The following is a 25,408-nucleotide window of genomic DNA, read 5'->3' as shown; positions in this document are numbered from 1 at the left end:
GGAGACACGCCGTGCGCCCAGGCGAATACCGCTTCACGACGATCTGGCGCGTCGACGCGCCGCTACCGGCCGTCTGGGATGCCATCCACGACCCCGCGCGCTGGCCGCAATGGTGGACCTGCGTCGAGCGCGTGATCGAAGTGGAGCCGGGCGCGAGCGACGGCGTCGGCGCCTTGCATCGCTACACGTGGAAAGGGCGCTTGCCGTATCGCGTCGCGTTCGACATGCGCGTGACCCGCGTCGAGCCGTTCGCCGCCCTCGAAGGCGAAGCGTGCGGCGACGTCGAAGGAACGGGGCGCTGGCAGTTCTCGACGCACGGCGAAGCGACGGTGGTGCGCTACGAATGGCGCGTACGCACGAAGCGCGGCTGGATGAACCTGCTTGCGCCGATCGCGCGCCCGTTCTTCAAATGGAATCACGACTACGTGATGCAGCGGGGCGGCGAAGCGCTGGCCGATCTGCTCGACGCGCGGCTGCTCGGCGTCGAACATTCGTCCTGAGGCGGGCAGGCGGGGGCCGCGTCATGAAAGCTCAGTGCCGCGCCACCTTCGACGACGGCTTTTGCGCCTGTTGCGGTCCATCCGGCACATTCGACGGACGCGGCGGCCCTTCGAGGTCGTCGTTAGCGGAATCGGAACCGCCTTGCGCGGGACTGGCCGTGATCAGCAAACTGCGCTGCGGATTTGCGATCTCGATGCCCTTCGCGCGGAACGTCTCGACGATGCGCCGGTTGAATTCGCGCTGCACGGGCCAGCGTGACGAGTCGCGGCATTGAATCTGGCCGGCGAGCGTGACGGACGCGCCGTCGACGGCATCGACGCCCCAGAAGCTGAAGTCCGACAGAATGCCGTCCTTGAACTGCTCGTCGTCGCGCAGCGCGGCGCCGATTTCCTTGAGCGTCGCGATGGCGAGGTCGACGTCCTCGCCGTACGCGATGCTGACGCGAACGGCGGCGTTGCCGAGTCCGCGATTCGTATTGTTCACCGTCGACACCGAACTGAACGGCACCGTGTACAGCGAGCCGTCGCCGCCGCGCAGGCGCACCGTGCGGATAGACAGATATTCGACCGTGCCGGAGACGCCCGCGAGCGTCACCCAGTCGCCGACCTGCATCGCGTTTTCCATCAGCAGGAAAATCCCCGTGATGAAATCCTGCACGAGCTTTTGCGAACCGAAGCCGAGCGCGACGCCGAAGATACTCGCGCTCGCCAGCAGCGGCGCTGTGTTCACGCCAAGCTCGCTCAAACCCGTCATCACGACGACCAGCGCAATCACGACGAACAGCGCCGAGCGCAGCATGGGCACCAGCGTGCGCAGCCGCGCGGCGCGCATCAGGTCGCCGCTTTTGGTCCACTGCGCGAGGCGTTTTTCAACGGAGACGTTCGCGATCTCCCATACCACCAGCGCAATCACGGCCGACACGCAGATCGTCACGATGGCCGACGTCAAGCGGTGGCCGATCGCACCGGGCCGGAAGAACTGCCACACGTCGAGTCCCCACAGCTGCAGCAGCACGAGCGCGGTGACAACCACCACGAGCGCGGAGATGACGCGCCGGATCAACGGGTAGTAGCGGTACGCGTGCTGATGCACCAGCGAACGCTGCTCGCCTTCTTCGACATGAAAGAGCCGCCCGAGCGCGCCGAACAGCACGATCGCCACCACGCGCGCACCCACCAGCACGGCGAGCGACAGGCCGCCCAGATGCAGCAACGTGCGGTAGCCGTTGTGCACGTCGAGCGCCCACACGAACCACAGCGCCATCACGATGAACACGGCGACCCACGCCCACATGTCGATCAGGCCGTGCGCGAGCATCGTCACGGTGCGCTGGCTGTCGGCGTCCGTCTCGCCGGTGCGCTCGCGCAGCAAGGCGGAAATCGGCGCGCGGCATTGCAGGATCATGATCGACACCATCACATGCCCGACCAGCGCCAGCAGCTTGACGAGGGGCAGATGCGCGGCGTCGCTCAGGCCGAGCGCGGTGGCGATCTGGATCATCGCGCCGCCCGCGCCGATCACGCTGACCACGCGTATCACCCAGCGCTGCATGAACAGCGCCCAGCTATCGGGCACGCGCAGCAGGCGCAGCCCCGGCGCGTCCGGCTGCAGGAAAAAGCCTGCGGCGATCACGATCGCGCGGCAAATCATGTACAGGTCGATCAGTCCGTTGAGCGCCGCGTCCTGAACCGTGCCGTCCTCGGTGAAGATCGACATCAGCGCGCTCGCGGCCGCGACGAACACGACGAGCGGCAGCACCCGCAAGAGCAATTGCAGCGCCGCGCTTGGCAGACGCTGCAGCGTGGTCCAGTGATGTTCCGCCTGGCGCTTGCTGCGGGCTTCTTTTTGCTGGTTGCCGGGGTTGTCGGGCCTGGGCTGCGACGATTCGGCCGACGCCCGGGGCGGCGTCGACATCGACGGCACGGCCGGGCTCGCCGCGACGCCGGCTGCCGCCTGCGCGGCGGCGGTTTCCGCGGCTTCGGCGATTTCAGCGGTTTCGGCGCTCGCGGCATGATCCGAGGCTGCGGCTTCGCGTGCGTGCTCGCGCGCTTCGCGAGCCTCACGTGCCTCGCGCCGCAAGATGATCGCGGCGCGCGCCCGGCGCAACAGCCTGCGCGCCAGCCATTCGAGCGCGATTGCGGGCAGCAGCGTGCCGATCAGCGCGAGCAGCACGCTGAACACCTTGGCGCGCTCGTGCGGATCGGAAAGCTGCACGTTCCACCAGTAGCGGGCCGACGATGTGTCGAGCAGCACGGCGACCGAGCGTTTGAGGTTCATGCCGCCTTCCGTGATCCAGTGCGCGCCCTGGCGCACCAGTTGCGACGCGAGCCCATTCGATTTGAACGCGGCGGGCACGCTCGCGCCCGACGCCGCGTCCGCCGCCGATGCACCCGACACGGGTGCGGCCGGCGTCGCGAGCGCGCCTGCGGCGGCGATGGCCGTCAGCGTGTCTTCGATCTGCGCGCGCTTTTTGGGGTCGTTCAGCACCTGCAGCGCCTGGCGGGCCTGGTCGGGCGTGAGCGTGACGGTGGTGGCGGACGCGCCGGACGCGCTGGTCGTCGCCGTCACGGCGGAGAAGGCGGGCGCGCAGAACAGCGCGAGCAGGCAGAGCAGGAGAAATTTGCGCATGTAGGGCCGGTGGGCGGCGGCGATGCGCGTACGGCTGGACGCGATGCGGCGCCGGGAGCCACCACGATTCGACTGGAAAATAAAGCGACCCTCGCGGCGCACGATAAGTTCCGCAAAGCAGCGAATCCGATCATCCAATGCGCATGAATGCGTGCGATGCACGCTTTTTCGTGTTTTTTTGTGCTGATGAGGAGTGCGGCGGCGTCGCTGGCGCCTGGTGCGCGTTACGCGTGAGCGGGCTTGCCGAGCGTCCCGCCGACAACTTCCGTGAAGGTCCGTTCTTCGCGCAGGATGAAGCGCCTGGCCTGCGCCATGGCGAAGTTTTCGACCGCTGCGGGATCGGTGCGCAGCCTCGCGCGATACGCTTCGTAAGCGGCGAGGCTGTCGAACGCAATCAGGCCCCACGCGATGTCGTTCGTCCCTTCGTACGGCAGGAAATAGCCGAGCAGATGGCCGCCGCAGCGCGGAATGATGTCTCCCCAGTTCTCGGCGTATTGCCTGAACGCGTCGCGCTGGAACGGATCGATCTGATAGCGGATGAAACAGGTGATTGTCATGGAGACTCCCGTCGTGGTTGCCGTGGCATGGCTGACGGTCAGTATCCGTGACGCGTGGCGCGCGATGTTTCAGGCTGGGTGGAAGTGTCGATGTGCCTTGCGCTACGGCTCGCCTCGCGGCTTCGGCTGGCCGCGAATCGTGGCCGCCGCGCACGCCGCGCCCAGCAGCGCGCATAGCGCCGACACCAGCGCGACGGCGCGCAACCCCGCGTCGATCGCATCGGACTGTGCGGCGACGATCTCGGCAGGCACAGCATGCGCGCCCGCCATCGCGTGCGGTTCGAGCTGATCCTCGCGATGCAGATCGGCGGGAATGTGCAGCTGTTCGAGCCGCATCGACAGCGCCGCGTCGTGCGACCAGACGAACACGATGCCGAGCACCGCGATCGCCAGCAGGCTCGCGATCCGCGCGACGGCATTGTTGATGCCGGACGCGACCCCCGTGCGCGCGGCGGCAACGGACGTCATCACGGTTGTGGTGAGCGGCGCGACCGTGACGGTCATGCCGAGGCCGAGCACGGCGAGGGCGGGGAAATAGCTCGTCCAGTAGCGCGCGCGGTCGATATCGAGCCAGCCGGGCAGCGCGAGCAGCGCAAAGCCGGCTGCCGCGATCACAGGCCCTGCCGTCAGCAGCCGGCGCGCGCCATAACGCGCCGCCAGCCCGCCAGTGAAGCGCGACAGCACGCCGATCACGACGGGCACGGGCAGCAGCGCCGCGCCCGCCTGCGTCGCCGTATAGCCGTGCGCGCGAATCAGCGTGAACGGCAGAAAGAACAGCGCGCCGCCCAGGCCGAAATACAGCAGCAGCGTCACGAGGTTCGCGCCGCTGAAATCTCGCGAATGAAACACATCGAGCGGCATCATCGGGTCACGGCTGCGCGCCTCGATGGCGACGAACGCGACGCACAGCGCCAGCCCGCCTGCTATCAGGCCGATCACGATCGCATCGCCAAAACCATGCGACGAAGCGAGCGTGAGACCGTAAGTCAACAGGCCGAGCCCCAGTGCCGCCGTCAGCGCGCCCGGCAAGTCGAGTCGCTGTGCAGCGCCTTCGCCGCGGCTGGCCGGTATCGACAACAGCGCGAGCGCAACCGTGAGGGCCGCAATCGGCACGTTCAGATAGAAGATGGCGCGCCACGAGAACGCGTCGACCAGCCAGCCGCCCGCGACAGGACCGAGCGCCGACGTGATCGCGCCGAAGCCGGCCCATGTGCCGATCGCGCGGCCGCGCTCGCGTTCGTCGAACACGGTGCCGATGATCGCGAGGCTGCCCGGCACCAGCAGCGCTGCGCCTGCGCCTTGCACGGCGCGCGCCGCGATCAGCGCGGCGGGTCCCGGTGCGAGGCCGCAGGCCGCTGACGCCACCGTGAACAGCACGATGCCCGCGACGAACACGGTGCGCCGCCCGAGCTTGTCGCCCAGCGCGCCGCCGACCAGCACGAGCGACCCGAGCAGCAGCAGATACGCGTTGACGACCCATTGCATCGCTGCGACGCTGGCGCCGAGCTCGCTCTGAATGGCGGGCAGCGCGACGTTGACGACGGAGCCGTCGATGAACGCCATGCTGGAGCCGAGTATCGTCGCGCCGAGCGCAAGGCGCTTGCGGCGGCACGGCATCCCGGCGGCGGGTTGCGCGCGGATCGCGAGATCGTCGCAGGGACTGGCCTGGGCAGGGAAGGCGTGCGGCTTGTCGCGCGCGTGGTTCAGAGAAGCGTGGTCGGACATGACGGGTGTCCACTCCATTGCGGTGCGATCGACAATGCAATGGACACGTCAGGCGCCACGCCGTTCAGCAATAACTGGATGACGCGACGGCCGCCGCGCGACGCAGCGGAAGAAAACCCACGGAAGAAAGTCGGGAGAACAACCGAAGCGGAACAACAGCGAACTCAGCCCACCGGCATCGCTGCGACGGCGCGCGGCCTGTGCGAGCCCGCATCACTGTCGTCGCTGTCGTCCGCGCCGCCTGGATCGGATGAGCCGTCCGTGGCGCCATCGGTGCGGCCTTCGCCGCTGCGGCGCATCGAGCGCATGGCGTTCGCGTCCGGGTTCATGCGGTTTGCGTTCATCAGCCGGTAGAGCGTCGCGCGCGACACGCCGAGGTCGGCCGCCGCGCCCGACAGGTTGTGCCCGTGCCGCCGCAGCGCTTCTTCGATCGCCTCGATTTCCGCCTGGGTGCGGATTTCGGCGAGCGTCTTCGCGCGCGCGCCCGACACTTCCGGCAAGCCGAGATCGGTTTCCGTGATGAAGCGTCCTTCCGTCATCACGACTGCGCGCCGCACGCAGTTGATCAGTTCGCGCACGTTGCCGGGCCAGTCGTAATTCGACATCGAGACGACCGCGCCGCTGGAAAAGCCGCGAATCTTGTGCGTGCCGTCCTGCTTGTACATGCTGAGCGCATAGTCGGCGAGCAGGCGGATGTCGCTGCCGCGTTCGCGCAGCGGCGGCTCGTCGAGCCGCAGCACGCACAGCCGGTGATACAGGTCGGCGCGGAAGCGCCCGTCCTTCACGGCGGCTTCCAGATTCACGTGCGTCGCCGAGATTACGCGCACGTCGACCTTGACGGAGGTATTGCCGCCCAGGCGCTCGATCGTGCCTTCCTGCAGGAAGCGCAGCAGCACGGCCTGGCATTCGTGCGGCATGTCGCCGATTTCGTCGAGGAACAGCGTGCCGCCATGCGCATGCTCGATCCGGCCGATCTTGCGTTGCAGCGCACCCGTGAAGGCGCCGCGCTCATGGCCGAACAACTCGGCCTGCAACAGGGTAGGCGGAATCGCCGCGCAATTGATCGCGACGAAAGCCTGTTGCGCGCGCGCCGAGCCGTCGTGCACCGCGCGCGCCGTCAGTTCTTTGCCCGTGCCCGATTCGCCCGCGATGAACACCGGCGCGTCTGTCTGCGCGCACTTGTCGATGCGGCGATACAGCTTTTGCATCGGCTCGCAATGGCCGACCATGCCGTGCGCGCCGAGCGACGGCTGCGGCCGGAAGCTCGCGCGGCGCAGATTCGACAGGCCGTGTGCGTGGCCGAGCGCGAAGATCAGCCGGTCGTTCATGCACGGCGCGGTGACGAAGTCGAAGCAGTAATCGAGGATGAAGCGGCTGGTGAGGTCGTCGGTGGCATGGCCGGGCGCGATTTGCGCGATCCAGTTCGCCTCGCCGTGACGCATGCAGGCTTCGAGCGCCGACAGCTGCTGCTGCGTGACATCGTCGGGCAGCGTCACGAGGCCGACCTTGATGTCGCCGCGATCGAGCAGTTTCTCCGCAGCGGCCGTGGTTCTGGCGTGCACGACCTGCCATCCGGCCGCGCCGAGAAAGGCTGCGAGTGCTTCGTCGGGCGTCGGGGCCATACAAAGCACAGTGCGGTCAGAAGCGCCCGTTGTGGAAGTGGAATTCATGTTACCCCCGGGTGTGGACGTCGCCCTTGCGCGTCGCGCAGCAAGGTCAGTGATCCTTGTACTACGGCAAAACGATGCGGTGTTTTGAGGGTTCGCCTGAGTGAACCCCATCATTTTTCACCTTCTTGTATATGCGGGTCATGAGTGCCGCAATGTCGCCATGCGCTTGCGCTGCATACATGCTTCGCAACGCGAAGTTATCGTCGCATGAAATGCACGGTGAAAACAAAGATAAATGAATGGGTAGGGGCTTTGTATAAGCGTAAATCTGGATGCAGATGCCGCCGTTCTGCAATTTCTACCGGCGCTTAAATCGTTTGCGACCTGTCGCGCCTGCCGCTGCGCGCCAGCGGCCCTCACACGCGACAGCCTTGCTGCACAAGGCTGTCGCTCGTCGGCAGCCGCGCTTTTCCCGCCGTCTCAACTCTGCGACACATTCGACGACCGGTTCTCCAGACCTCGTGGCAGGGCCCTGTGAACGGTATTTCTGACCGGGAGCCCAATTGCATCGGGCCTGGCGGCCCGATTGATCGCATCTTTGAGCGCGCGCCGACGGCAATGTGACCTGGCGAACGCCCGCGCCGCGCCGCGAATTCACGTTACGGTTTCGCAACATTGCGAACGGCAGGCCTCCCGAAAACCACCTGACGCTCAAGCCCGATCACGGCCCGACAAGGGTTTGCGGGCACATGGCATACCCGTTGCGATATGGCAGTCACGACGAAAGCGCTGCTGCCGGAAAGCAAGGCCAAAGGAAGTCTCCGGCAACAGCACAGAACTTCGCAGTCGCGGCCGGGGTTTGCCAGATGCGGCTGTGGGGGCGGCGGAGCCAATGGGGGGCGGACGTCGGCAGAAAGTGGCGCGAATGGTTCGTACGACGTACGGCCATTCGCGACCATGACGACACCTTCGCGGCACCTGCCGGTTGTATCCGTCCGAAAGGGCGGTTTTGCGGCTCAATGCGCATGGGGCGCGGCGGCCATGTGACATCTCATTTCCTACGGGGGAAACCATGAAGAACGCAATCAACCAGTTTCTGCGTGAAGAAGACGGCGTGTCGGCAATCGAATACGGGCTGCTGGCCGGGCTGATCGCCGTGGCGATCGTCTCGACGGTGGGCCTGATCGGCACCAACCTGAACCGCGTCTTTGGCTACATCAAGGACAAGCTGGTCGGCATCACGCAACCGACCTGAACGTGGCCGGGTCCAGTTCGCATCAGTCCACATCTCAACGGGGAAGACCATGAAAAATGCAGTTCAGAACTTTCTGCGCGAAGAAGACGGCGTTTCGGCAATCGAGTACGGATTGCTGGCCGGATTGATCGCGGTGGCGATCGTCGCGACGGTCGGGCTGATCGGCACCAATCTCGACCGCGTATTCGGCTACGTCAAGGACAAGCTGGTGAGCATCACCCAACCGTCCTGATCCAGGCTGCTTCGCGTTCGCGTCACCCGGCCGCTGCCGGGCCACGAAACACGGTCGATCGAGGCCGGCAGCGGCAAACAGAAAAGTCGATTCAACCAGCGGAGCTTTCGATGAACGGTGTGCCTTTTCCAGTGGGTCCGTGCGTGTTGGCGCTGGTCGTGATTGCCGCGATCTACGACCTCCACGCGCGGCGCATTCCGAACTGGCTGGTCGTCATCGGTCTGGGCGCGGGGCTCGTCGTTCAGTGCGCGCTGCATGGCGCGATCGACGGGATGCTGTTGTGGGCGGGCGGCACGCTGACGGGCGGCGCCGTGCTCCTGCCGGGTTATCTGCTGCGGATGATGGGGGCGGGCGACGTGAAGTTGATGGCGGCGGTCGGATGTTTTTGCGGCGCGAGCGGCGCTTTCGAAGCCGCGCTGATGGTGTGCATGGTCGGCGGCGTCTGGGCGCTGGCGGAGATGTTGCGGCATCGGCAGATGCGGGCCGGGTTGCACAACATGGCTGCCGTGCTGATCGACGTGTCGATGCCTGCGGGCGGCGCGCCGCGCGGCGACAGCGGGCAGGGCACGGGTAACACGGGCAACACGAGAACGAGACGGCCGACGACGGGCACGCTGCCGTACGGCGTGGCCATTGCAATCGGCACGATGCTGTCGCTGTTCATGAACGTATGACGCAGCGGCAAGCAACAAGAAAGAACAAGGAATCACGCAGCACGGGGCAAGAACAACAGGATGCCGACGGGGAAGCAGTGACGGGGCCAGCAGGCAAATCAGGGCAGGGCGGCAGTGCATAACGACAAACAGCGTGACCAACCGGGAACAAGAGGCGAACGGCGAACAACAGCCGAAGCCCACCGGAGCGCAGCATAAAACGCAGCAGCAGTGGCAAGAGAAACAGCGGCACAGAGCCTTCGCAGAAAGGCTTGAAGCAAATCCAGGAACGGGGTGTGGACGCGGGGTCGTCCACCTGGAAAGAGCCTTCGCAGGAAGGCCGGCCAGATACGGGGGAAGTGATGAAGACGAACGATTCAGGCCGCAAGACGGCCAATGCCAATACATCGGCAACACGGGGGAGCCGTCCCGCATCGGCGGACAACGGCTGCGGCATCGAGACCGGCACCATGAACCGGCCAGACCGCACGGAGGCAGCGTCCACGGCGTACGCAATGTACTACGTGGACGCGGCGCCGGAACTGCTCTACACGACCGATCCCGCCATCTATCTGCGTCAGCGCGCGCTGCTCACGCCAGCGGGCCGGCTGGAGCGCGAATACGCGCTGCAAGCGCTGCTCGAGGAACTCGTCGTCGCGCAGTGGCTGGCGAAGCGCGAAGCGCAACGCCGCGCGCAGCAAGCCGCGCCGTTGCAGGCCGCCTTGCAGCTGTCCGCATACCAGCGCGCCGCAAGCACGGACGAAGACGACGCGCACAGCCCGCCGGACCGCGACCGCGATCTGATGGACTGACGGACAGACTCGCTGCGCAATCCCTGCAACACGATCCCTAGAGCGCCGTCGCCGACGGCGAGAGTCAGGAGAACGACATGAAGAACGCTCGCGCGTTGGTGATGTTGGTCGTCGCGACGGCGGCCGGTCTTGCGGCCGTGGTGTTCGCGTCGCGCTGGATGATCCAGCAGTCGTCGACGACCACAACCAAGGTGGTGATCGCATCGGCCGACATGAGTCTCGGCCAGCGCGTGTCCCCCGACATGCTGAAGGTATCCGACTGGCCCGCCGGCAGCGTGCCGGCAGGCACCTTCAACGACGTCAAAAAGCTCGAAGGCCGCGTGCTGAAGACGAGCCTCGCGCGCGGCGAGCCCGTGCTCGAGGCGAAGCTCTCGCCCGTCGGCACGGTCGGCGGGCTGTCGGCCGTCATCAACGAGGGCAAGCGCGCGATCACCGTGCGGGTGAACGACGTGATCGGCGTCGCGGGCTTCGCGCTGCCGGGCAATTACGTCGACATTCTCGTCAACACCGAGAAGGACAACAAGGACGGCACGGCGACGGGACGCGACCAGAACATCTCGAAGATCGTGCTCGAAAAGATCCTCGTGCTGGCCGTCGCGCAGGAAGCCGGCCGCGATGAAACCAAACCCAAAGTGGTCGATGCCGTGACGCTCGAAGTCACGCCCGAGCAGGCCGAGAAAATCGACCTCGCGCGCAGCATCGGCTCGCTGTCGCTGGTGCTGCGCAACCAGGTCGATCCGCAGGACGCGACCACGGCGGGCGCGACCAAGGCTTCGCTGCTGAAGATTCCCGTCGCCGTGCCGCCCGCGCCCGCCGCGCCCGCGCCGAAGCCGGTGGTGCGCAAGATCGTTGCGCGGGCGCCGTCGAACTGCGTGAGCGTGATCGACGGATCGCAGGCCAGACAGGAATGCTTTTGAGCGGCACGTAATCGAGAACCGCGCGGGCATAGACCCAGGCGCGAACCGCAAGCCGTGACGAGACCGGACCACGGCGCCAATACGGGGGAAGGACATGAATGCCACAGAGAACCAGCGCGCGCATGCAAGGCGTGAGCGCGACACGACGCAAGCCGCTACGTCCGCGCACCGCTCACGCCTCGCGCAGGCCAGCGCCTGCGGCCTGATCGGCGCCGCGTTGTGGGCGCTGCCTGCCGCGCAGGCTGCGAGCCAGGAGGCCGGCCTGCCGGGCCAGGCACCGTTGCCGATGAGCATGGCGTCGAACGGCGGCGCCGTGCATCTGACGATCGGCATGAGCGGCGCCGCGCCAGCCGGTGCAGCTGGCATGACGCAAGGCGCGCGGGGCCCGAACTGCACGGGCACGATCGCCGATCACCAGAGCGTGACGATTCCCGTCGGCAAGTCGTTGATGGTCAACATCCGCGAGTCGGTGAAAACGCGCACGGTCGGCAATCCGTCGATCGTGCAGGCCATGCTCGTGTCGCCGCAAACGCTCTATCTGCTCGGCACCGACGTCGGCACGACCAACATGATCGTGCAGGGCAGGAGCGGCACCTGCACGATCATCGACGTCGCCGTCGGCGCCGATCCGGGCGGCCTGCAGCAGACGCTCGCCGTGTTGATGCCCGAAGAGACGGGCGTGCAGGTCAAGGCCGCCGCCGACACGCTCGTGCTGACAGGCACCGTCTCCGATTCGGTGAAGGCCGAGCGCATCGTCGACCTGGCGCGCGCCTACGTGTCGCGCCAGACTTCGCCCGTGCCCGTCGCCGCGCCCGCCAACGCGGCAGGCGCCCAGGGCGGCGCGATGATTCCCGCCGTGATGAAGACGGCGGGCGCCTCGGGCAACGGCAACAACGAACGCATCGTCAACATGATGCACGTGGCCGCGCCGCAGCAGGTCATGCTCGAAGTGAAGGTCGCCGAAGTGTCGAAGACGCTGATCGACCAGCTCGGCATGGCCGCCAACATCCAGGGCGGCACGGGCAGCTGGAGCTTCGGCCTGCTGGCCGATTTCCTGTCGGGCGGCATGGCCGCGCTGATCGGCTCGAAGGCGAACAACAAGCCGCTGAACTTCGCGTTCGACGCACAGAAAACCGACCAGCTCGTCAAGGTGCTCGCCGAGCCAAACCTGATGGCGATCAGCGGCCAGGAAGCGAGCTTTCTCGCGGGCGGCAAGGTGTTCATCCCGGTGCCGCAAAGCAACGGCGCGGCGGGCTCGACGATCATCCTGCAGGAAGAAACGTTCGGCGTCGGTTTGACCTTCACGCCGACCGTGCTCGATAACGGCCGCATCAATCTGAAGGTCTCGCCGGAAGTGTCGGAACTGTCGCCGACGGGCGTCGCCGTGACGGCGGGCACCGTCAGCACGACGGCCGTGCTGCCCCTCATCACCACTCGCCGCGCGTCGACCACGCTGCAGGTGTACGACGGCCAGAGCTTCGCGATCGGCGGCCTGATGAAGAGCAATGTGACGGGCACGCTCAAGGGCCTGCCCGGCCTCGGCGAAGTGCCCGTGCTCGGCGCGCTGTTCCGCAGCACGAACTTCCAGGAGGACAAGACGGAACTCGTGTTCGTCGTCACGCCGCGTCTTGCGAAACCGCTGCCGCAGAACTATCCGCTGCCCACCGATCACTTCGGCAAGGTCACGGAAGCGGGCGTGTTCTTCACGGGCAACATGGAAGGCAAGAAGCCGCAGCCTGCCGCCGAGCCGGCGACGCCGTCGACGGGTGCCGCGATCCCGTCGCCCATCCCCGTCAAGGGCGGCGCGATTGCGGCGGCTGGCGGCACGGCGGCACCCGTGGTCCTGACGCCCATCATCACCTCGCAAGGCACGACGGCGCCGTCGCCCGTTCCTGCGCCCGAGCGCACCCAGCCCGCGTCGGACGCGATCCGTGCGCCTGCCACGCCGCGCTCGACGGGCAGCGGCAGCGCGGGCGACGGATCGGGGCCCGTCACGCGCACCGAACCGGCGGACGGCACCGTGCATGCGGCCGCCGTGCAGACGGCGAGCGTCAGCGTGCAGCCTCTGTCGACGCAACCCGCGACGCAACCCGCGCCGTCCGGCACCCAGCAAGCACGCGAAAGCAACGACGAGCGCCGCACGCAGTGAACGCGACTTGCCTCTGACGAACACCGGGAGACCGACATGAAAACCATCCAGACATTGATCCGCGCGTCGCTGTGCGCAGCGGCGAGCCTGACGCTCGCCGGCTGCCTGACCTCGACGCCGCACTGGGACGAGACGTTCGGCAGTTCCGTCTCGCAGCTGAAGGAAATGCAGACGCTGAATCCGAACGCGGGCATGAACACCGACCCCGTGGCGGGCGTCGACGGCCCGACAGCTCATGCAATCCAGAAGAACTACGCGAAGTCGTTCACGACGCCGCCGCCGCCCATCAACGTGTTCGCGGTCGGCTTGCCCGGCTCGAACTGACCGGGTGCGCCGCACGCGCGGCGCGAGCGCGACCGTGATCGCAACTCGCAATTCGCAATTCGCAACCGCAACAGAAACGACGCACGACACCCCACGCCCCGCACGCGGAGACTGAACATGATCGACATCCTCCTCATCTCATCGGGCCCAGACCGCTCGCGCCAGATCGAGCAACTGCTGGAAGGATGCGGCGTCGCGCATCGCGTGCGGGCCGTGCACGGCTCGGTGCGGCATCTGCGCGCGCACGCGGCGTCCATCAAGTCGGCGGATCTGCTGATTGTCGACGATGTCGGTCTTGAACCGCAAGACATGGCGTCGATCGAAGAAGCCGTCTCGCACGTGCCGCAACTGAGCTGCATGCTGGTCACGCCCGCGCCATCGACCGCGCTGCTGATGGCCGCGATGCGCGCAGGCGTGCGTCACGTGCTGCCGTGGCCGCTCGACGCGCAGGCGTTCGCCGCCGAGCTTTCGCACGTGTGGGGCAAGAAGACGGCGGGCGCGCGCCGCGAAGGGCGTGTCGTGGCGCTGACGTCGTGCAAGGGCGGCACGGGCACGAGCTTCATCGCGATGAACCTCGCGCATGCGCTCGCGACGCAGCGTGGCAAGCGCGTGCTGCTCGTCGATGCGAACCAGCAGTTCGCCGACGCGAGCCTGCTGATGTCGGACCTGACGCCCGCCGCGACGCTCGCCGATCTGTGCGCGCAGATCGACCGGCTCGACAACGCATTTTTCGACGCCTGCGTGATGCACGTGAACGACAACCTCGACGTGCTGGCGGGCGCGGGCGATCCGATCCGCGCCGGCGAGCTGCGCCCCGCGCAGCTCGAACGTGTGCTGACGCTCGCGCGCGCGCAGTACGACGCGGTGATCGTCGATCTCGGTCTCGGCATCAATCCGCTCGCGATCCACGTGCTCGACCAGAGCGACCGCATCTGCATGCTGGTGCGCCAGAGCGTGCTGTATCTGCGCACGGGCCGCCGCATGCTCGATATCTTTCACGAGCTCGGCTACGCGACGGGCAAGGTCAGCGTGCTGGTGAACCAGTACGACAAGCACGCGCCCGTCAACCTGCAGGCGTTCGAGCAGAGCTTCGGCGTGGGCGTCGCGCATCGCTTCGCGCGCGACGACAAACATGCAGGCGCGGCGCTCGATCAGGGGCTGCCCATCATGAGCATCGCGAAGGGCAGCGCGCTCGCGCAGGACATCGTCGCGTTCGCGCACACCTTGTGGCCCGCGCCGCAGAAAGAGAAGAAGGGCGGCCTCGCGCGCCTCTTCGCGCCGAAGCCGCGCGACGTGCCGCAACTGAAGACGAATCATTGACGCCGGGTAATTGACGAGAAGCGCCACACACCAGGACCGGGGAGCGACACCATGTCATTGCGCGATCAACTGAAACTACAGAGCGGATCGATGCCGTTCGACGCGGCGGCTGCCGCCACGGCCGGCAACAGCGCCGAAAGCATCGCCGCGCGCCGCGCGTATCAGCAACTGAAGATGAACGTGCACGAGAAGATCATCGACCGTGTCGAACTCGACAAGCTGCAACGCCTCACGCCCGAGCAGATCAAACGCGAACTCGCGCAACTGGTCGAGCGGATCGTCGACGAAGACAAGATTCCGATGAACGAACTCGAGCGTCGCCGGCTCGCCCTGGACGTGCACGACGAAATGTTCGGCCTCGGCCCGCTCGAACCGCTGCTCGCCGACCCGAGCGTGTCGGACATCCTCGTCAACACGCCGCGCCACGTGTACGTGGAGCGGCACGGCAAGCTCGAACACACCGACATCACGTTCTTCGACGATGCCCACCTGATGAAGATCATCGAGCGCATCGTGTCGCGCGTCGGCCGGCGTATCGACGAATCGACGCCGATGGTCGACGCGCGCCTGCCCGACGGCTCGCGCGTCAACGCGATCATTCCGCCTTCCGCGATCGACGGGCCGCTCGTGTCGATCCGGCGCTTCGCCGTGAATCCGCTGAAAGTGGACGACATGGTGAAGAACCAGAGCTTCACGCCCGCCATGGCGCAACTGCTCGAAGCGCTCATCAAGGCCAAGCTCAACGTGCTGATTTCGGGCGGCACGGGCAGCGGCAAGACGACCATGCTGAACCTGCTGTCGGGCTTCATTCCGAACGACGAGCGCATCGTCACGATCGAGGACGCCGCCGAACTGCAACTGCGCCAGGAGCACGTGCTGCGACTGGAAACGCGCCCGCCCAATATCGAAGGCAAGGGCGAGATCTCGCAGCGTTCGCTGGTGCGCAACGCGCTGCGGATGCGCCCCGACCGCATCGTGCTCGGCGAAGTGCGCGGCGCCGAAGCGCTCGACATGCTGCACGCGATGAACACGGGCCACGAAGGATCGATGGCGACGCTGCACGCGAACACGCCGCGCGACGCGCTCACGCGCCTCGAAAACATGGTCGGCATGGCGGGCCTGACGATGCCGATCAAGGCGATGCGTCAGCAGATCGCATCGGCGATCACGGTGGTCGTGCAGGCGTCGCGCCTGACGGATGGGCGCCGCAAGCTGATGAGCATCTCGGAGATCACCGGGATGGAAGGCGAGATCATCAACATGCAGGAAATCTTCACCTTCAAACGCACGGGCGTGGCAGAAGACGGCACGGTCAAGGGCTACTTCTGCGCGACGGGCGTGCGGCCCAAGTTCGCCGACCGCCTCGCTGCGTTCGGTCTTGCATTGCCGGATCAGATGTTCGATCCGACGCGGCGTTTCGAAGTCTGACGCCCGGGAGGCGGAGATGGATACGACACTGCTCGCTTTTGCCGTTCTTGGCTTCGTCGCGATCGTGCTGCTGATCGAGAGCGCGTACCTGTACTGGAACAGCCGCCACGGCCCGGTCGTCAAGCGCACCGACGCGCGCATTCGTGCGATGTCGGCGGGCGGTCACATCGGCGGCGAACAGATGTCGATTCTCAAGCAGCGCCTGCTGAGCGAATCGCCGGCCCTCACGCGCATGCTGATGCGCGTGCCGCGCGTGCATCGGCTCGATCTGTATCTGCAACAGTCGGGGTTGACGTGGTCGGTCGGGCGCTTCGTCGGCTACACGGTCGCGTTCGGGTTCGCGGCGCTCGTGTTCGGCGTGGGCGCGATGCATCTGCCGCTTGCGGTTTCGCTGGTGGTGGCGGGCGCGGCCGCGCTGCTGCCGTTCGTGTATCTGCGCGGCAAGCGCGCGAAGCGCATCGTGCAACTCGAACGGCAGTTGCCCGATGCCGCCGATCTGATCGCCCGCGCGCTGCGCGCCGGCCATTCGTTTCCCGCCGCGCTCGGCATGGTGGGCGACGAGTTGCCCAATCCGCTGGGCGGCGAGTTTCGCATCGCCTTCGATGAAATCAACTACGGCGTGTCGATGAACGATGCGCTGATGAATCTGGTCAGCCGCGTGCCCGTCGAAGACGTGCGCTACTTCGTGATCGCCGTGCTGATCCAGCGCGAGGCGGGCGGCAATCTCGCCGAGATCCTCGGCAACATCGCTGGCATCATCCGCGAACGGCTCAAGCTGCTCGGCAAGGTACGCGTGCTGTCGGCGGAAGGGCGGCTGTCGGCGTGGATTCTGGGGCTGCTGCCGTTCGTCGTGATCGCCGCGCTGTCGGTGTTGAACCCGGACTACTGCAAGGTGTTCTGGGAAGACCCGACGGGCCAGAAGATCGCGGGCCTCGGGCTGGGGATGATGTTCTTCGGCATTCTGTGGCTGCGCAAGACGGTGCGCATCCGCGTGTAGCAGCCGGGCAGCGACTCGAACAGATAAGCAACGCAATAACACGGGGAAATCATGGAAACCGAACAGCTTGCCCTGCTGGCCGCGATGTTCGCGATCGTGTTCGGCGCGGCGTGGAAGGCCATGTCGCTGCTGCGTCCCGATCCGCTGAAACGCCGTATCGACGGGATTGCGGCGTCGTCGGCGGCGGGCACGATGGGGGCCGCGGCGGCCACGCCGGACATGGAAGGCGACGACAGCCCGGCATGGATGGAGACGGTCACGAAGGTCTCGCAACACGTCGCGAAGCTGTCGCTGCCGAAGGACGACTGGGACAAGTCCGCATTGCGGCGGCGCTTCGCCACTGCCGGCATGCGCGGCGAAGCCGCGCCCGCGATCTACTTCGCCGCGAAGACGCTGCTCGCGCTCGTGCTGCCCGCGCTCGCGCTGCTCGGCATCACGCTGTTCGCCGGGCCCGACGCGCGGCAGTTCCTGCTGCTGGCCACGCTCTCGATGGCGGCGCTCGGCTTCTATCTGCCGAACGTGGTGCTGAGCCGTCTCGTCGAGATGCGCCAGCGCAGCCTCTTCGAAGACCTGCCCGATGCGCTCGATCTGATGACCGTCTGCGTCGAAGCGGGCCTCGGGCTGGACGCGGCGATGCAGCGCGTCGCCGAGGAAATCGGCGTGAAGAGCCACGCGCTGAAGGAAGAACTGGAACTGGTGCTGCTGGAACTGCGCGCGGGCGCGGGACGCGACAAGGCGCTGCGCAACCTCGCGCTGCGGACGGGCGTCGAGGATATCGACACCCTCACGTCGATGCTGATTCAGGCGGACCGCTTCGGCACGAGCGTCGGCGATTCGCTGCGCGTGTTCGTCGACACGCTGCGCACCAAACGCCGGCTGCGCGCCGAAGAACAGGCGGCGAAGATCGCGCTCAAGCTGCTCTTTCCGCTGATGTTCTGCATCTTCCCGACGCTGATCATGGTGCTGATCGGGCCCGCTGCGATGCAGGTCGCGCGGCAACTGCTGCCGACGATGGGCGGCATGCACTGAGCCCATGGCGGGAGAGACACGATGACAACCACGCGTCCTCATCTGCGCGCGCCACGCGCGAGCCGTTCCCAGCCATGCCGCCGCAGGCAACGCGGCGTCGCCACGCTCGAATTCGCGTTTATCGCGCCCGTGCTGTTCTTTCTGCTGTGCATGGTGATGGATCTCGGCGTCGCGCTGTGGGTGAACCTGACCATGCAATACGCGGTGCGCGAAGGCGCGCGTTACGCGGTGACGGGGCAGACAGGGCTCGACCCGAACCAGAAGAGCCCGCAGCGGTATCTCGCCGTGATTCAGGAGATCAAGGACCAGTCGATGGGGCTGTATCCCCTCGTCAATCCGAGCTACGCGATCACGATCAACAGCGGCAAGGCGCAGAGCTATGCGAGCGATGCGAGCTACACGTCGAGCATGTTCGGCAATCCTGGCGACATCGTCGTGCTGCAGATCAACTGCGCGTGGCCGATGATCACGCCGATGATCCGCTCGTTCTTTCCCGGCGGCTTCTTCAATTTCAGCGTCGCCGCGACCATGCGCAACGAGGGCTTCTGACATGAAGACGAGACCACGGCTCGAGGCGCGCCGTTACGCACGAGGCAATACCAGAGGCATCGTCAGCGTCGAGTTCGCATTGCTGCTGCCGCTGCTGCTCGGCATCGCGCTGCCGCTCTACGACATCGCGCGCAACGTTCAGGCGCAGATGATCCTGATCAACGTGAGCCGCGAAGGCGCGAACCTGTCGTCGCGCGCGGCGGCCACGTATCCGATGCAGACCATCATGGCGTCGCTCGCGGCGACGACGCCGCCGCTCAACATGAGCGCGAACGGCATGATCTACATCACGCAGATCATGGGCTCGCAAGGCTGCGACGCAAAGGGCAACGGCTGCACGGGAACGGTCGTCGCGCAATGGAAATGGACGGGCGGCAGCGACGCTGGCGCCGCCAGCAAGATCTGGAACTGCTCGACAGCGGGCACGTCGTGGGCCACGGACGGCAGCGGCGCGTGCAACGGCCTCGGCGGCAAGACGCCCGCGCAGGCGGTCGATCTGCTCAAGGGCAAGCTCTCCGACGGACAGATCGCGTATGCCGTCGAAAGCTTCTATGTGCAGCAGCCGCTGATCGGCGCGATCAACCTGGGCGGCGGCATCACGACGCCCGCGCTGTCGCCGAACCTGTATTCGATGAGCGTGTTCTGAAGGTCGGGCAGTTCGAAGCACCGGGGGAAGCAATGAAAACATTCAAAAGAAACACGCGCGCGCTCGGGCGCCAGCAAGGCTCGGTGAGCATACTCGTCGCGGTGTCGCTGATCGCGCTGCTGGGCATCGCGGGACTCGCGATCGACTCGGGCCTCGGCTACATGGTCAAGGCGCGGCTGGATTCGGCGGTGGACGGCGCGCTGGTCGCGGCGGGTCAGGCCGTCACGCGCGGCTCGACCCAGGACGAGCAGATCACCAACGCGACCACGGCCGCGAATGCGTTCTTTGCCGCGAACTATCCGCAGGGCTTTCTCGGCTCGACGGCCACGCTCGGCGCGCCGTCGGTGACGATCAACAAGGGCACGGTGACCATCGACCTCGCCGCGCAGGCGAGCGTGCCGCTCACGCTGATGCAGATTCAGGGTTTCAAGCTGCTCAATGTGGCGACCACAGGCCAGGCGATCCGGCGCGATCTGGATATGTCGTTCGTAGTCGACGTGACGGGCTCGATGAGCGATACGAAGACGCAGGCGGCCGTGCGCTCGGGGTCGACCGCGTTTCTCAACAACTTCAATACCTCGACCGACCGCGTTTCGCTGATGCACTTCGCGGCGGGCACGGTCGTCGACGTGCCTTTCAAGAGCGATCAGAGCCGGGGCTTCGACCGCGCGACGATGACGAACAAGATCTCGAACTACAGCTTCGGCGGTAACACGGCGTCCGTGGATGCGATCTGGAACGCGAAGTACCAGCTCGATCACGTCATCACGCAGCCGTCCAGCCTGCGCGTGATCGTGTTCTTCTCGGACGGCGCGCCGAACAGCTTCGCAGCTTCGTTCGCGGCGGCAAACACGACGTGCGCAGCGGGCAAATACACGATCATGACGGGCGACACCCCGCCGTCCACGACGGGCAAGGATACGAACAACTGGAACGGCAACCCCAGCGCATTCGACAGCATGACGGCGCAAAACCAGCAAAGCAGCTGCTACGACAAGTATGCGGACAACGTGAAGAGCCTGCCCGCTACCTACGACGTGCACGCTGCATCCGACGCTTCGGCCACTCTGCCCATTACGCCGGCGTCGCCCGTCGCAGGCACGCTGACGCGGCCCGTCAACGGCCAGATGCCCACGGTCGGCACGGTGAACAACGGCAAGCCGAGCCCCGCGCAGGTCAGCGCCATGACGACGAAGTTCACCAACGTGAACAACGCGGCGCGCAACCTGATGGAAATGATGGCGGCGAAAGCGCGCGCAGAAGGCATCTTTGTGTTCGCGCTCGGCTACGGCCCGTCGCTCTTGACGAGGACGGGTGCGGGCAGCGGCGAGCTCGGCCAGGACATTCTCAAGTGCATCGCCAACGTGGCGGATGGCCCGAGCCGTTGCTACGACGCGAAGCAGCCCGTCGGCGTGTACTGCTACGCGGCGACCACCGACGACATCAAGCCGTGCTACGCGCAACTGGCTTCGGCCATCCTGCGCATCGCGAAGTAGCGGCGGGAGCGGGACATGTGGCGTTGCCGTGACAGGCGCGCCTTGAAGTGCGCGCGAAATAAAGGTGCGCTATCGTGTGACTGCCTGCGGCGCGGCCGCAGGTCTCCCGATGAACGCTTCGTTTCCCGACGGAGAAGCACGATGGTCAAGAAAACCGCGGCGCACGCGGCCGCGCAGCCCTCTGCGCAGGCATCGCGCGCCGCCGCACGGGTGCGCAACAGCGAGGCAACGCGCGGCACGTCGGCGCATCACGGCATCGACGCCCAGGTCGTGCTCGTGCTGCAAGGCGGCGGCGCGCTGGGCGCCTATCAGGCGGGCGTGTTTGAAGCGCTGCACGATGCCGGGATCGAGCCCGACTGGGTGATCGGCACGTCGATCGGCGCGATCAACGGCGCGATCATCGCGGGCAACCGGCCCGAAGACCGGATGAGCCGTCTGCGCACGTTCTGGGAGCGCGTCACGTGGACGGGGCCTCAGGCGCCCAACTGGCTTTCGGCCTGCGCGCCCGCCTGCGCGGCGCTCGGTCTGCCCGCGTATCTCGCCACCGCCTGGGCCGCATGGATGCCCGGCTACGAGCAGTGGCTGCGCAACCTGTCGATCATGTCGCAAGGCTTGCCCGCCTTCTTCACGCCGCGCACCGACGCATGGCTCGCGCTGGATGCGCCCGTCGGCATCGAGCGGGCGGCGTTCTATCACACGGAGCCGTTGCGCGAGACGCTCGCGTCGCTGATCGATTTCGACTACCTGAACCGCAAGGAGACGCGGCTGACGGTCGGCACGGTCAGCGTGGGCAGCGGCCATATGCGCTATTTCACCAATCGCGACGCACCGCTCGACGTCGGGCATGTGATGGCGTCGGCGGCGTTTCCGCCGGGCTTTCCTTCCGTGCGCATCGACGGCGAGGCGTACTGGGACGGCGGCATCTATTCGAACACGCCGCTCGAAGCCGTGCTCGACGACCGGCCGCGGCACAGCTCCGTGATCTTCACCGTGCAACTGTGGCCCGCGCATGGCGACGAGCCTGCGTCGATCCAGCAGGCGATGAACCGCCAGCGCGACATCCAGTATTCGAGCCGCGCCGAAAGCCATCTCGAGCGGCAGCGGCAGATTCACCGGCTGCGGCATGTGATCCGCGAACTGGGCAAGCATCTGCCCGACGACCAGCGCGACGCGGCTGCCGTCAAGGAACTGCTGGACTGGGGTTGCGGCACCACCATGCAGGTGATCGAGTTCGATGCGCCGAACTTCGGGCGCGACGATATGCACAAGGACATCGACTTTTCGAAGGACGGCATCCGGCGGCGCTGGGAAGCGGGCCATGCCGACGCGCAACGGATGATCGAGCGCGCGCCGTGGCGCGAGGAGCCGGACCCGCTGGAAGGCATCGCGATACATCGTTCGGACCCGGAGGCGGCGTAAGACGGCGACACATCTGAACGATTGCGCAATCGCGTGAGCGTGTTGTACCTTGGGTGAATGGCACTGACGCCCGGAACGACGCGCCGCAATGCGGCGCTGTCGAAGCGGCAGGCTCAGGAAAACACGGGCTGATATCGGCTGATATGGCCTGGCAAAAACGAAAACGGCGAGCACAAGACCGAGATGACCCATCCCAATGCGGCATTGATCGAGCGTTTCTACGAAGCATTCCAGCGGCGCGATGTCGATGCGATGGCAGCGTGCTACGCGCCCGATGTGACGTTCAGCGACCCGGTGTTCGTCGGTCTGCACGGCGGCGAAGTGATCGACATGTGGCGCATGCTGGTGTCGCGCGCACAGGAGTTCACGCTCGCCTTCAGCCATGTCGCCGCCGACGGCGACAGCGGCAGCGCACATTGGGTCGCGAGTTATGTGTTCAGCCAGACAGGCAGAACGGTGGTCAACCCGATCGACGCGCGTTTCGTGTTTCGCGACGGACTGATCGTCGAACATCACGACCGTTTCGACTTGTGGCGCTGGGCGAGTCAGGCGTTGGGCGCGAAGGGGGCGCTGCTCGGCTGGACGCCGTTCGTGCAGAACGCGATCCGCGCGCAGGCGAGGCGCGGGCTGGCCGCGTTCCGCGCGAAAGCGGCATGAACGGAGCATGAGCGCGCGCTGAGCCGGTCCTGACCGGGCTCTGGCGAGCGAGACAAACGAAGTTGCGGGGGATGTGATGCGCGAGATGGATGCAGCATGGCGTGAATGGCTCGCGACCAACGTGAGCCGCGGATGCACTCAGGAATCGATGATCGAAGCGATGGTGCAGGGCGGCTTCGAGATCGATGCGGCGCGGGAGATCGTGCGCCGCGCCGCATCGGAGACAGGCGCGGCGGCGACGGTTGCGGCGTCGCCGGAAGAGGAAGCGCGCGCCTATCACTACGATGCCTGTCCCGTCGCCGCGGGCAACACGGTGCACGCGCACGACCGTGACGTGACGGTGCGCATACGCTTCGAACGCCCGCAGGTGATCGCGTTCGACGACGTGCTGTCGGGCGAGGAATGCGCCGAGCTGATCGAACGCGCACGGCACCGGCTGAAGCGCTCCACTACCGTCAATCCCGAGAATGGCAGCGAAGACGTGATCCAGCTGCGCACCAGCGAAGGCTTCTGGTTCCAGCGCTGCGAGGATGCGTTCATCGAACGCCTGGACCGGCGCATTTCCGCGTTGATGAACTGGCCGCTCGAGCACGGTGAAGGCCTGCAGATTTTGCACTACCGGCAAGGCGGCGAGTACCGTCCGCACTTCGACTATTTCCCGCCCGGCCAGAACGGCAGCGTGCTGCACACGGCGCGCGGCGGCCAGCGTGTCGCAACGCTGATCGTGTACCTGAGCGACGTCGAAGGGGGCGGCGAAACGGTGTTTCCGGACGCAGGGCTCGCCGTGATGGCGCGGCAAGGCGGCGCGATCTACTTCCGCTACATGAACGGGCAACGCCAGCTCGATCCGCTGACGCTGCACGGCGGCGCGCCTGTCACGAGCGGCGACAAGTGGATCATGACGAAATGGATGCGTGAGCGCCCCTACGTCTAGCACGCCCGCGATGCGCAGTGCATCCGGGTATGGCGGGTGCTGTCCTGAGGGTAGCGCGTGCGTGCTCGTTTTCGGCGCCCTCAACGTGACAGGCGCCACGCACATGCCCCTCAGACTGAGAACATCCGGGGACCGACAATGGACAACTATCAACTGGAAAGCGAGCTTCAACATCTCGAACGGGTGCTCGCCCGTATGGCAGCCGAGCATCGTTTCCCACTGTCGTACTGGCGCACGCGGCTCAACGCCGTGCTCGCGGCGCGGCTGGTGCCGTCGCAACGCACGCGCGCCCACAAGCTCGACGAATTGTTGCGGGCGCTCGAAGCGCGCGCGCCCGCCGTGGGCTGACGCCGCGTGCGCGTCACACTCAGGCACAGCGGATGCTCTATCGGCCATGACTGGCGCAACCGTTGCGTCGGCGTAACCAGACGGAGTCAGCCATGAACAAGGATCAAGTGAAGGGTACGGTCGAAAAGGTGAAGGGCAAGGTCAACGAGACTGTCGGCAAGGCCACGGGCAACCGTAGCCAGGAACTGAAGGGCGACCTGCAGCAAGGCGCCGGCGAAGTGCAGAAGTCGTATGGCGATGCGAAGGAAGACGCAAAGGACATCGCCCGCGAAGACCGCAAGCATCACTGATCGCGGCGTGCCGGGCGGGGCTTCTGGCCGCCCGGCCGTTCGATCGCAGGGAGCGAACAAGTAGACGGGCGAAGCCCGCTGGGCCGCGTGGTAACGCGGCCCATTCTTATGGTGGCGTCATGCCGGATTTGCGCGGTGTGTGCGGGGTGCGCGGGGTGCGTGACGCTAGTTCAACGACGGCTAGTTCAACGACGGCTAGTTCAACGACACATCGTCCCCGCCGCGCACGGGCCTGGCGCCGTCGCGCAGGCGGCCCAGCAGCAGATCGACCTGATCCAGCAAGGTCTCGCGCGCAACGGGCTTGTGCAGCGTGCATTCGCAATCCAGGTCGGTGGGAATGTCGGTCGAGGCACTCCACAGGATCACGGGCATCCCGTCGAGACCGGGATCGCTCTTGAGCGTACGGCATACCTCCGCGCCATCCATGCCGGGCATCATCAGATCCGTGATGACAAGCGCGGGGTGCACCCGCTGCGCAAGCTCGACCCCTTCGTGCGGCTCGAAAGCCGTGAGTACGTGAAAACCCTCCAGTTCGAGCAGGAGCGCCCACGCGATTAGCAGGTCCGGCTCGTCATCGATGAGCAGGATGGTAGGAAGGTGACTATCCGACAGTGCGTTCGAATCCATATGTACAGGCAAACTTCTGATCTCGCAGCCGGGTTCGGGTGCGAGCGAAACGTCATCGTGAATTGGTTTGCACGTATGCATGACGCGTGCCAATCCCGTCGGCGACCTCCCGGCGACCCGTTTGACGCCGTGCGTGGCGGGATCGCCGCGCCGCCGCACATAGCCTGATGTCATGCGCAACGGGCTTTCGAGCCAGACGTTGCGCGCCCTTGGCGGCGTGAACGGCTCGCGCGACGCGGCTGTTTTGCAAGTAAGAGGGTTTGGCAAAAAATTTCTGCATCGTTGTAAGTTCGGCCACGCTGCGG

General features: G+C 66.3%; 25 protein-coding genes. 20 read left to right on the top strand and 5 right to left on the bottom strand.

Features of this window, described 5'->3' with window-relative positions; genetic code table 11:
* Window positions 1-11: 11 nt before the first annotated feature.
* Window positions 12-500, top strand: a complete 489-nt coding sequence (locus C2L66_RS23155; protein ID WP_060606478.1) for an SRPBCC family protein — start codon at window positions 12-14, stop codon at window positions 498-500.
* A 31-nt stretch (window positions 501-531) separates the two neighbouring features.
* Here C2L66_RS23155 and C2L66_RS23150 read toward each other — a convergent pair whose 3' ends face one another.
* The 4 genes from C2L66_RS23150 to C2L66_RS23135 form a co-directional block, all read right to left on the bottom strand.
* On the bottom strand, window positions 532-3,129 hold the full coding sequence (locus tag C2L66_RS23150) for a mechanosensitive ion channel domain-containing protein (RefSeq protein WP_060606481.1): 2,598 nt from the start codon (window positions 3,127-3,129) through the stop codon (window positions 532-534).
* A 224-nt stretch (window positions 3,130-3,353) separates the two neighbouring features.
* A complete protein-coding gene (locus tag C2L66_RS23145) occupies window positions 3,354-3,686 on the bottom strand; it encodes an NIPSNAP family protein (protein ID WP_054934945.1) in 333 nt (110 codons plus the stop codon).
* Window positions 3,687-3,788: 102 nt separating this feature from the next.
* On the bottom strand, window positions 3,789-5,411 hold the full coding sequence (locus C2L66_RS23140; RefSeq protein ID WP_060606482.1) for an MFS transporter: 1,623 nt from the start codon (window positions 5,409-5,411) through the stop codon (window positions 3,789-3,791).
* A 164-nt stretch (window positions 5,412-5,575) separates the two neighbouring features.
* Window positions 5,576-7,081, bottom strand: a complete 1,506-nt coding sequence (locus C2L66_RS23135; RefSeq protein WP_054934943.1) for a sigma-54 dependent transcriptional regulator — start codon at window positions 7,079-7,081, stop codon at window positions 5,576-5,578.
* A gap of 1,012 nt (window positions 7,082-8,093) precedes the next feature.
* On the opposite strand from C2L66_RS23135, the gene C2L66_RS23130 reads away from it, so the two are divergent.
* The 19 genes from C2L66_RS23130 (at window position 8,094) to C2L66_RS23040 (ending at window position 24,476) form a co-directional block, all read left to right on the top strand.
* Window positions 8,094-8,276 carry a Flp family type IVb pilin gene (locus C2L66_RS23130; protein WP_054934942.1) on the top strand — a complete coding sequence of 61 codons (183 nt, stop codon included), beginning with the start codon at window positions 8,094-8,096 and terminating at the stop codon, window positions 8,274-8,276.
* A 49-nt stretch (window positions 8,277-8,325) separates the two neighbouring features.
* Complete coding sequence (locus C2L66_RS23125) at window positions 8,326-8,508, top strand: Flp family type IVb pilin (RefSeq protein ID WP_054934941.1); 183 nt, start codon at window positions 8,326-8,328, stop codon at window positions 8,506-8,508.
* Between the two features lie 110 nt (window positions 8,509-8,618).
* On the top strand, window positions 8,619-9,182 hold the full coding sequence (locus tag C2L66_RS23120) for an A24 family peptidase (protein WP_060606486.1): 564 nt from the start codon (window positions 8,619-8,621) through the stop codon (window positions 9,180-9,182).
* Between the two features lie 341 nt (window positions 9,183-9,523).
* Window positions 9,524-9,973 carry a hypothetical protein gene (locus tag C2L66_RS23115; protein ID WP_233444961.1) on the top strand — a complete coding sequence of 150 codons (450 nt, stop codon included), beginning with the start codon at window positions 9,524-9,526 and terminating at the stop codon, window positions 9,971-9,973.
* A gap of 77 nt (window positions 9,974-10,050) precedes the next feature.
* Window positions 10,051-10,890 carry a Flp pilus assembly protein CpaB gene (cpaB, locus tag C2L66_RS23110; RefSeq protein WP_054934938.1) on the top strand — a complete coding sequence of 280 codons (840 nt, stop codon included), beginning with the start codon at window positions 10,051-10,053 and terminating at the stop codon, window positions 10,888-10,890.
* Between the two features lie 94 nt (window positions 10,891-10,984).
* Window positions 10,985-13,039, top strand: a complete 2,055-nt coding sequence (locus C2L66_RS23105) for a type II and III secretion system protein family protein (protein WP_060606492.1) — start codon at window positions 10,985-10,987, stop codon at window positions 13,037-13,039.
* A gap of 36 nt (window positions 13,040-13,075) precedes the next feature.
* The gene (locus tag C2L66_RS23100; protein WP_054934936.1) at window positions 13,076-13,363 is read left to right on the top strand and encodes a cyclin family protein; all 288 of its coding nucleotides are present in this window, start codon (window positions 13,076-13,078) and stop codon (window positions 13,361-13,363) included.
* Between the two features lie 117 nt (window positions 13,364-13,480).
* Window positions 13,481-14,683 (top strand): AAA family ATPase, encoded by a 1,203-nt coding sequence (locus C2L66_RS23095; protein ID WP_060606495.1) that lies wholly within the window; start codon window positions 13,481-13,483, stop codon window positions 14,681-14,683.
* 51 nt (window positions 14,684-14,734) lie between these two features.
* Window positions 14,735-16,111, top strand: a complete 1,377-nt coding sequence (locus C2L66_RS23090) for a CpaF family protein (protein ID WP_054934934.1) — start codon at window positions 14,735-14,737, stop codon at window positions 16,109-16,111.
* A gap of 16 nt (window positions 16,112-16,127) precedes the next feature.
* Window positions 16,128-17,108 carry a type II secretion system F family protein gene (locus tag C2L66_RS23085; RefSeq protein ID WP_060606498.1) on the top strand — a complete coding sequence of 327 codons (981 nt, stop codon included), beginning with the start codon at window positions 16,128-16,130 and terminating at the stop codon, window positions 17,106-17,108.
* A 51-nt stretch (window positions 17,109-17,159) separates the two neighbouring features.
* Window positions 17,160-18,137 carry a type II secretion system F family protein gene (locus C2L66_RS23080; protein WP_060606501.1) on the top strand — a complete coding sequence of 326 codons (978 nt, stop codon included), beginning with the start codon at window positions 17,160-17,162 and terminating at the stop codon, window positions 18,135-18,137.
* 21 nt (window positions 18,138-18,158) lie between these two features.
* The gene (locus C2L66_RS23075) at window positions 18,159-18,686 is read left to right on the top strand and encodes a TadE/TadG family type IV pilus assembly protein (RefSeq protein WP_060606504.1); all 528 of its coding nucleotides are present in this window, start codon (window positions 18,159-18,161) and stop codon (window positions 18,684-18,686) included.
* Window position 18,687: 1 nt separating this feature from the next.
* Complete coding sequence (locus C2L66_RS23070; RefSeq protein WP_060606507.1) at window positions 18,688-19,332, top strand: TadE/TadG family type IV pilus assembly protein; 645 nt, start codon at window positions 18,688-18,690, stop codon at window positions 19,330-19,332.
* Between the two features lie 32 nt (window positions 19,333-19,364).
* Window positions 19,365-20,828, top strand: coding sequence for a vWA domain-containing protein (locus tag C2L66_RS23065; protein WP_060606510.1), 1,464 nt, complete (start codon window positions 19,365-19,367; stop codon window positions 20,826-20,828).
* Between the two features lie 141 nt (window positions 20,829-20,969).
* Window positions 20,970-22,247, top strand: coding sequence for a patatin-like phospholipase family protein (locus C2L66_RS23060; RefSeq protein ID WP_060606513.1), 1,278 nt, complete (start codon window positions 20,970-20,972; stop codon window positions 22,245-22,247).
* Window positions 22,248-22,430: 183 nt separating this feature from the next.
* Window positions 22,431-22,904 (top strand): nuclear transport factor 2 family protein, encoded by a 474-nt coding sequence (locus C2L66_RS23055; RefSeq protein WP_054934927.1) that lies wholly within the window; start codon window positions 22,431-22,433, stop codon window positions 22,902-22,904.
* Window positions 22,905-22,980: 76 nt separating this feature from the next.
* Window positions 22,981-23,838 carry a 2OG-Fe(II) oxygenase gene (locus tag C2L66_RS23050; protein WP_054934926.1) on the top strand — a complete coding sequence of 286 codons (858 nt, stop codon included), beginning with the start codon at window positions 22,981-22,983 and terminating at the stop codon, window positions 23,836-23,838.
* A 138-nt stretch (window positions 23,839-23,976) separates the two neighbouring features.
* On the top strand, window positions 23,977-24,186 hold the full coding sequence (locus tag C2L66_RS23045) for a hypothetical protein (RefSeq protein WP_054934925.1): 210 nt from the start codon (window positions 23,977-23,979) through the stop codon (window positions 24,184-24,186).
* Between the two features lie 92 nt (window positions 24,187-24,278).
* Window positions 24,279-24,476 carry a CsbD family protein gene (locus C2L66_RS23040; protein WP_054934924.1) on the top strand — a complete coding sequence of 66 codons (198 nt, stop codon included), beginning with the start codon at window positions 24,279-24,281 and terminating at the stop codon, window positions 24,474-24,476.
* 195 nt (window positions 24,477-24,671) lie between these two features.
* Here C2L66_RS23040 and C2L66_RS23035 read toward each other — a convergent pair whose 3' ends face one another.
* Window positions 24,672-25,103 carry a response regulator gene (locus tag C2L66_RS23035; protein ID WP_054934923.1) on the bottom strand — a complete coding sequence of 144 codons (432 nt, stop codon included), beginning with the start codon at window positions 25,101-25,103 and terminating at the stop codon, window positions 24,672-24,674.
* Between the last annotated feature and the right edge of the window lie 305 nt (window positions 25,104-25,408).

It is taken from the genome of Paraburkholderia caribensis (assembly GCF_002902945.1).
Lineage (GTDB): Bacteria > Pseudomonadota > Gammaproteobacteria > Burkholderiales > Burkholderiaceae > Paraburkholderia > Paraburkholderia caribensis.
Note: the sequence above shows the minus strand (reverse complement) of the source record. Positions and strands in the feature narration are given on the sequence as shown.

Bases quoted from the DNA above. Each gene is read 5' to 3' on its own strand.
- C2L66_RS23130 (WP_054934942.1), top strand. From the start codon at position 8,094: ATGAAGAACGCAATCAACCAGTTTCTGCGTGAAGAAGACGGCGTGTCG.
- C2L66_RS23040 (WP_054934924.1), top strand. From the start codon at position 24,279: ATGAACAAGGATCAAGTGAAGGGTACGGTCGAAAAGGTGAAGGGCAAG.
- C2L66_RS23035 (WP_054934923.1), bottom strand. From the start codon at position 25,103: ATGGATTCGAACGCACTGTCGGATAGTCACCTTCCTACCATCCTGCTC.
- C2L66_RS23045 (WP_054934925.1), top strand. From the start codon at position 23,977: ATGGACAACTATCAACTGGAAAGCGAGCTTCAACATCTCGAACGGGTG.
- C2L66_RS23090 (WP_054934934.1), top strand. From the start codon at position 14,735: ATGTCATTGCGCGATCAACTGAAACTACAGAGCGGATCGATGCCGTTC.
- C2L66_RS23065 (WP_060606510.1), top strand. From the start codon at position 19,365: ATGAAAACATTCAAAAGAAACACGCGCGCGCTCGGGCGCCAGCAAGGC.
- C2L66_RS23105 (WP_060606492.1), top strand. From the start codon at position 10,985: ATGAATGCCACAGAGAACCAGCGCGCGCATGCAAGGCGTGAGCGCGAC.
- cpaB (WP_054934938.1), top strand. From the start codon at position 10,051: ATGAAGAACGCTCGCGCGTTGGTGATGTTGGTCGTCGCGACGGCGGCC.
- C2L66_RS23150 (WP_060606481.1), bottom strand. From the start codon at position 3,129: ATGCGCAAATTTCTCCTGCTCTGCCTGCTCGCGCTGTTCTGCGCGCCC.
- C2L66_RS23115 (WP_233444961.1), top strand. From the start codon at position 9,524: ATGAAGACGAACGATTCAGGCCGCAAGACGGCCAATGCCAATACATCG.
- C2L66_RS23085 (WP_060606498.1), top strand. From the start codon at position 16,128: ATGGATACGACACTGCTCGCTTTTGCCGTTCTTGGCTTCGTCGCGATC.
- C2L66_RS23095 (WP_060606495.1), top strand. From the start codon at position 13,481: ATGATCGACATCCTCCTCATCTCATCGGGCCCAGACCGCTCGCGCCAG.
- C2L66_RS23145 (WP_054934945.1), bottom strand. From the start codon at position 3,686: ATGACAATCACCTGTTTCATCCGCTATCAGATCGATCCGTTCCAGCGC.
- C2L66_RS23080 (WP_060606501.1), top strand. From the start codon at position 17,160: ATGGAAACCGAACAGCTTGCCCTGCTGGCCGCGATGTTCGCGATCGTG.
- C2L66_RS23055 (WP_054934927.1), top strand. From the start codon at position 22,431: ATGACCCATCCCAATGCGGCATTGATCGAGCGTTTCTACGAAGCATTC.
- C2L66_RS23070 (WP_060606507.1), top strand. From the start codon at position 18,688: ATGAAGACGAGACCACGGCTCGAGGCGCGCCGTTACGCACGAGGCAAT.
- C2L66_RS23120 (WP_060606486.1), top strand. From the start codon at position 8,619: ATGAACGGTGTGCCTTTTCCAGTGGGTCCGTGCGTGTTGGCGCTGGTC.
- C2L66_RS23075 (WP_060606504.1), top strand. From the start codon at position 18,159: ATGACAACCACGCGTCCTCATCTGCGCGCGCCACGCGCGAGCCGTTCC.
- C2L66_RS23060 (WP_060606513.1), top strand. From the start codon at position 20,970: ATGGTCAAGAAAACCGCGGCGCACGCGGCCGCGCAGCCCTCTGCGCAG.
- C2L66_RS23135 (WP_054934943.1), bottom strand. From the start codon at position 7,081: ATGAATTCCACTTCCACAACGGGCGCTTCTGACCGCACTGTGCTTTGT.
- C2L66_RS23100 (WP_054934936.1), top strand. From the start codon at position 13,076: ATGAAAACCATCCAGACATTGATCCGCGCGTCGCTGTGCGCAGCGGCG.
- C2L66_RS23050 (WP_054934926.1), top strand. From the start codon at position 22,981: ATGCGCGAGATGGATGCAGCATGGCGTGAATGGCTCGCGACCAACGTG.
- C2L66_RS23125 (WP_054934941.1), top strand. From the start codon at position 8,326: ATGAAAAATGCAGTTCAGAACTTTCTGCGCGAAGAAGACGGCGTTTCG.
- C2L66_RS23140 (WP_060606482.1), bottom strand. From the start codon at position 5,411: ATGTCCGACCACGCTTCTCTGAACCACGCGCGCGACAAGCCGCACGCC.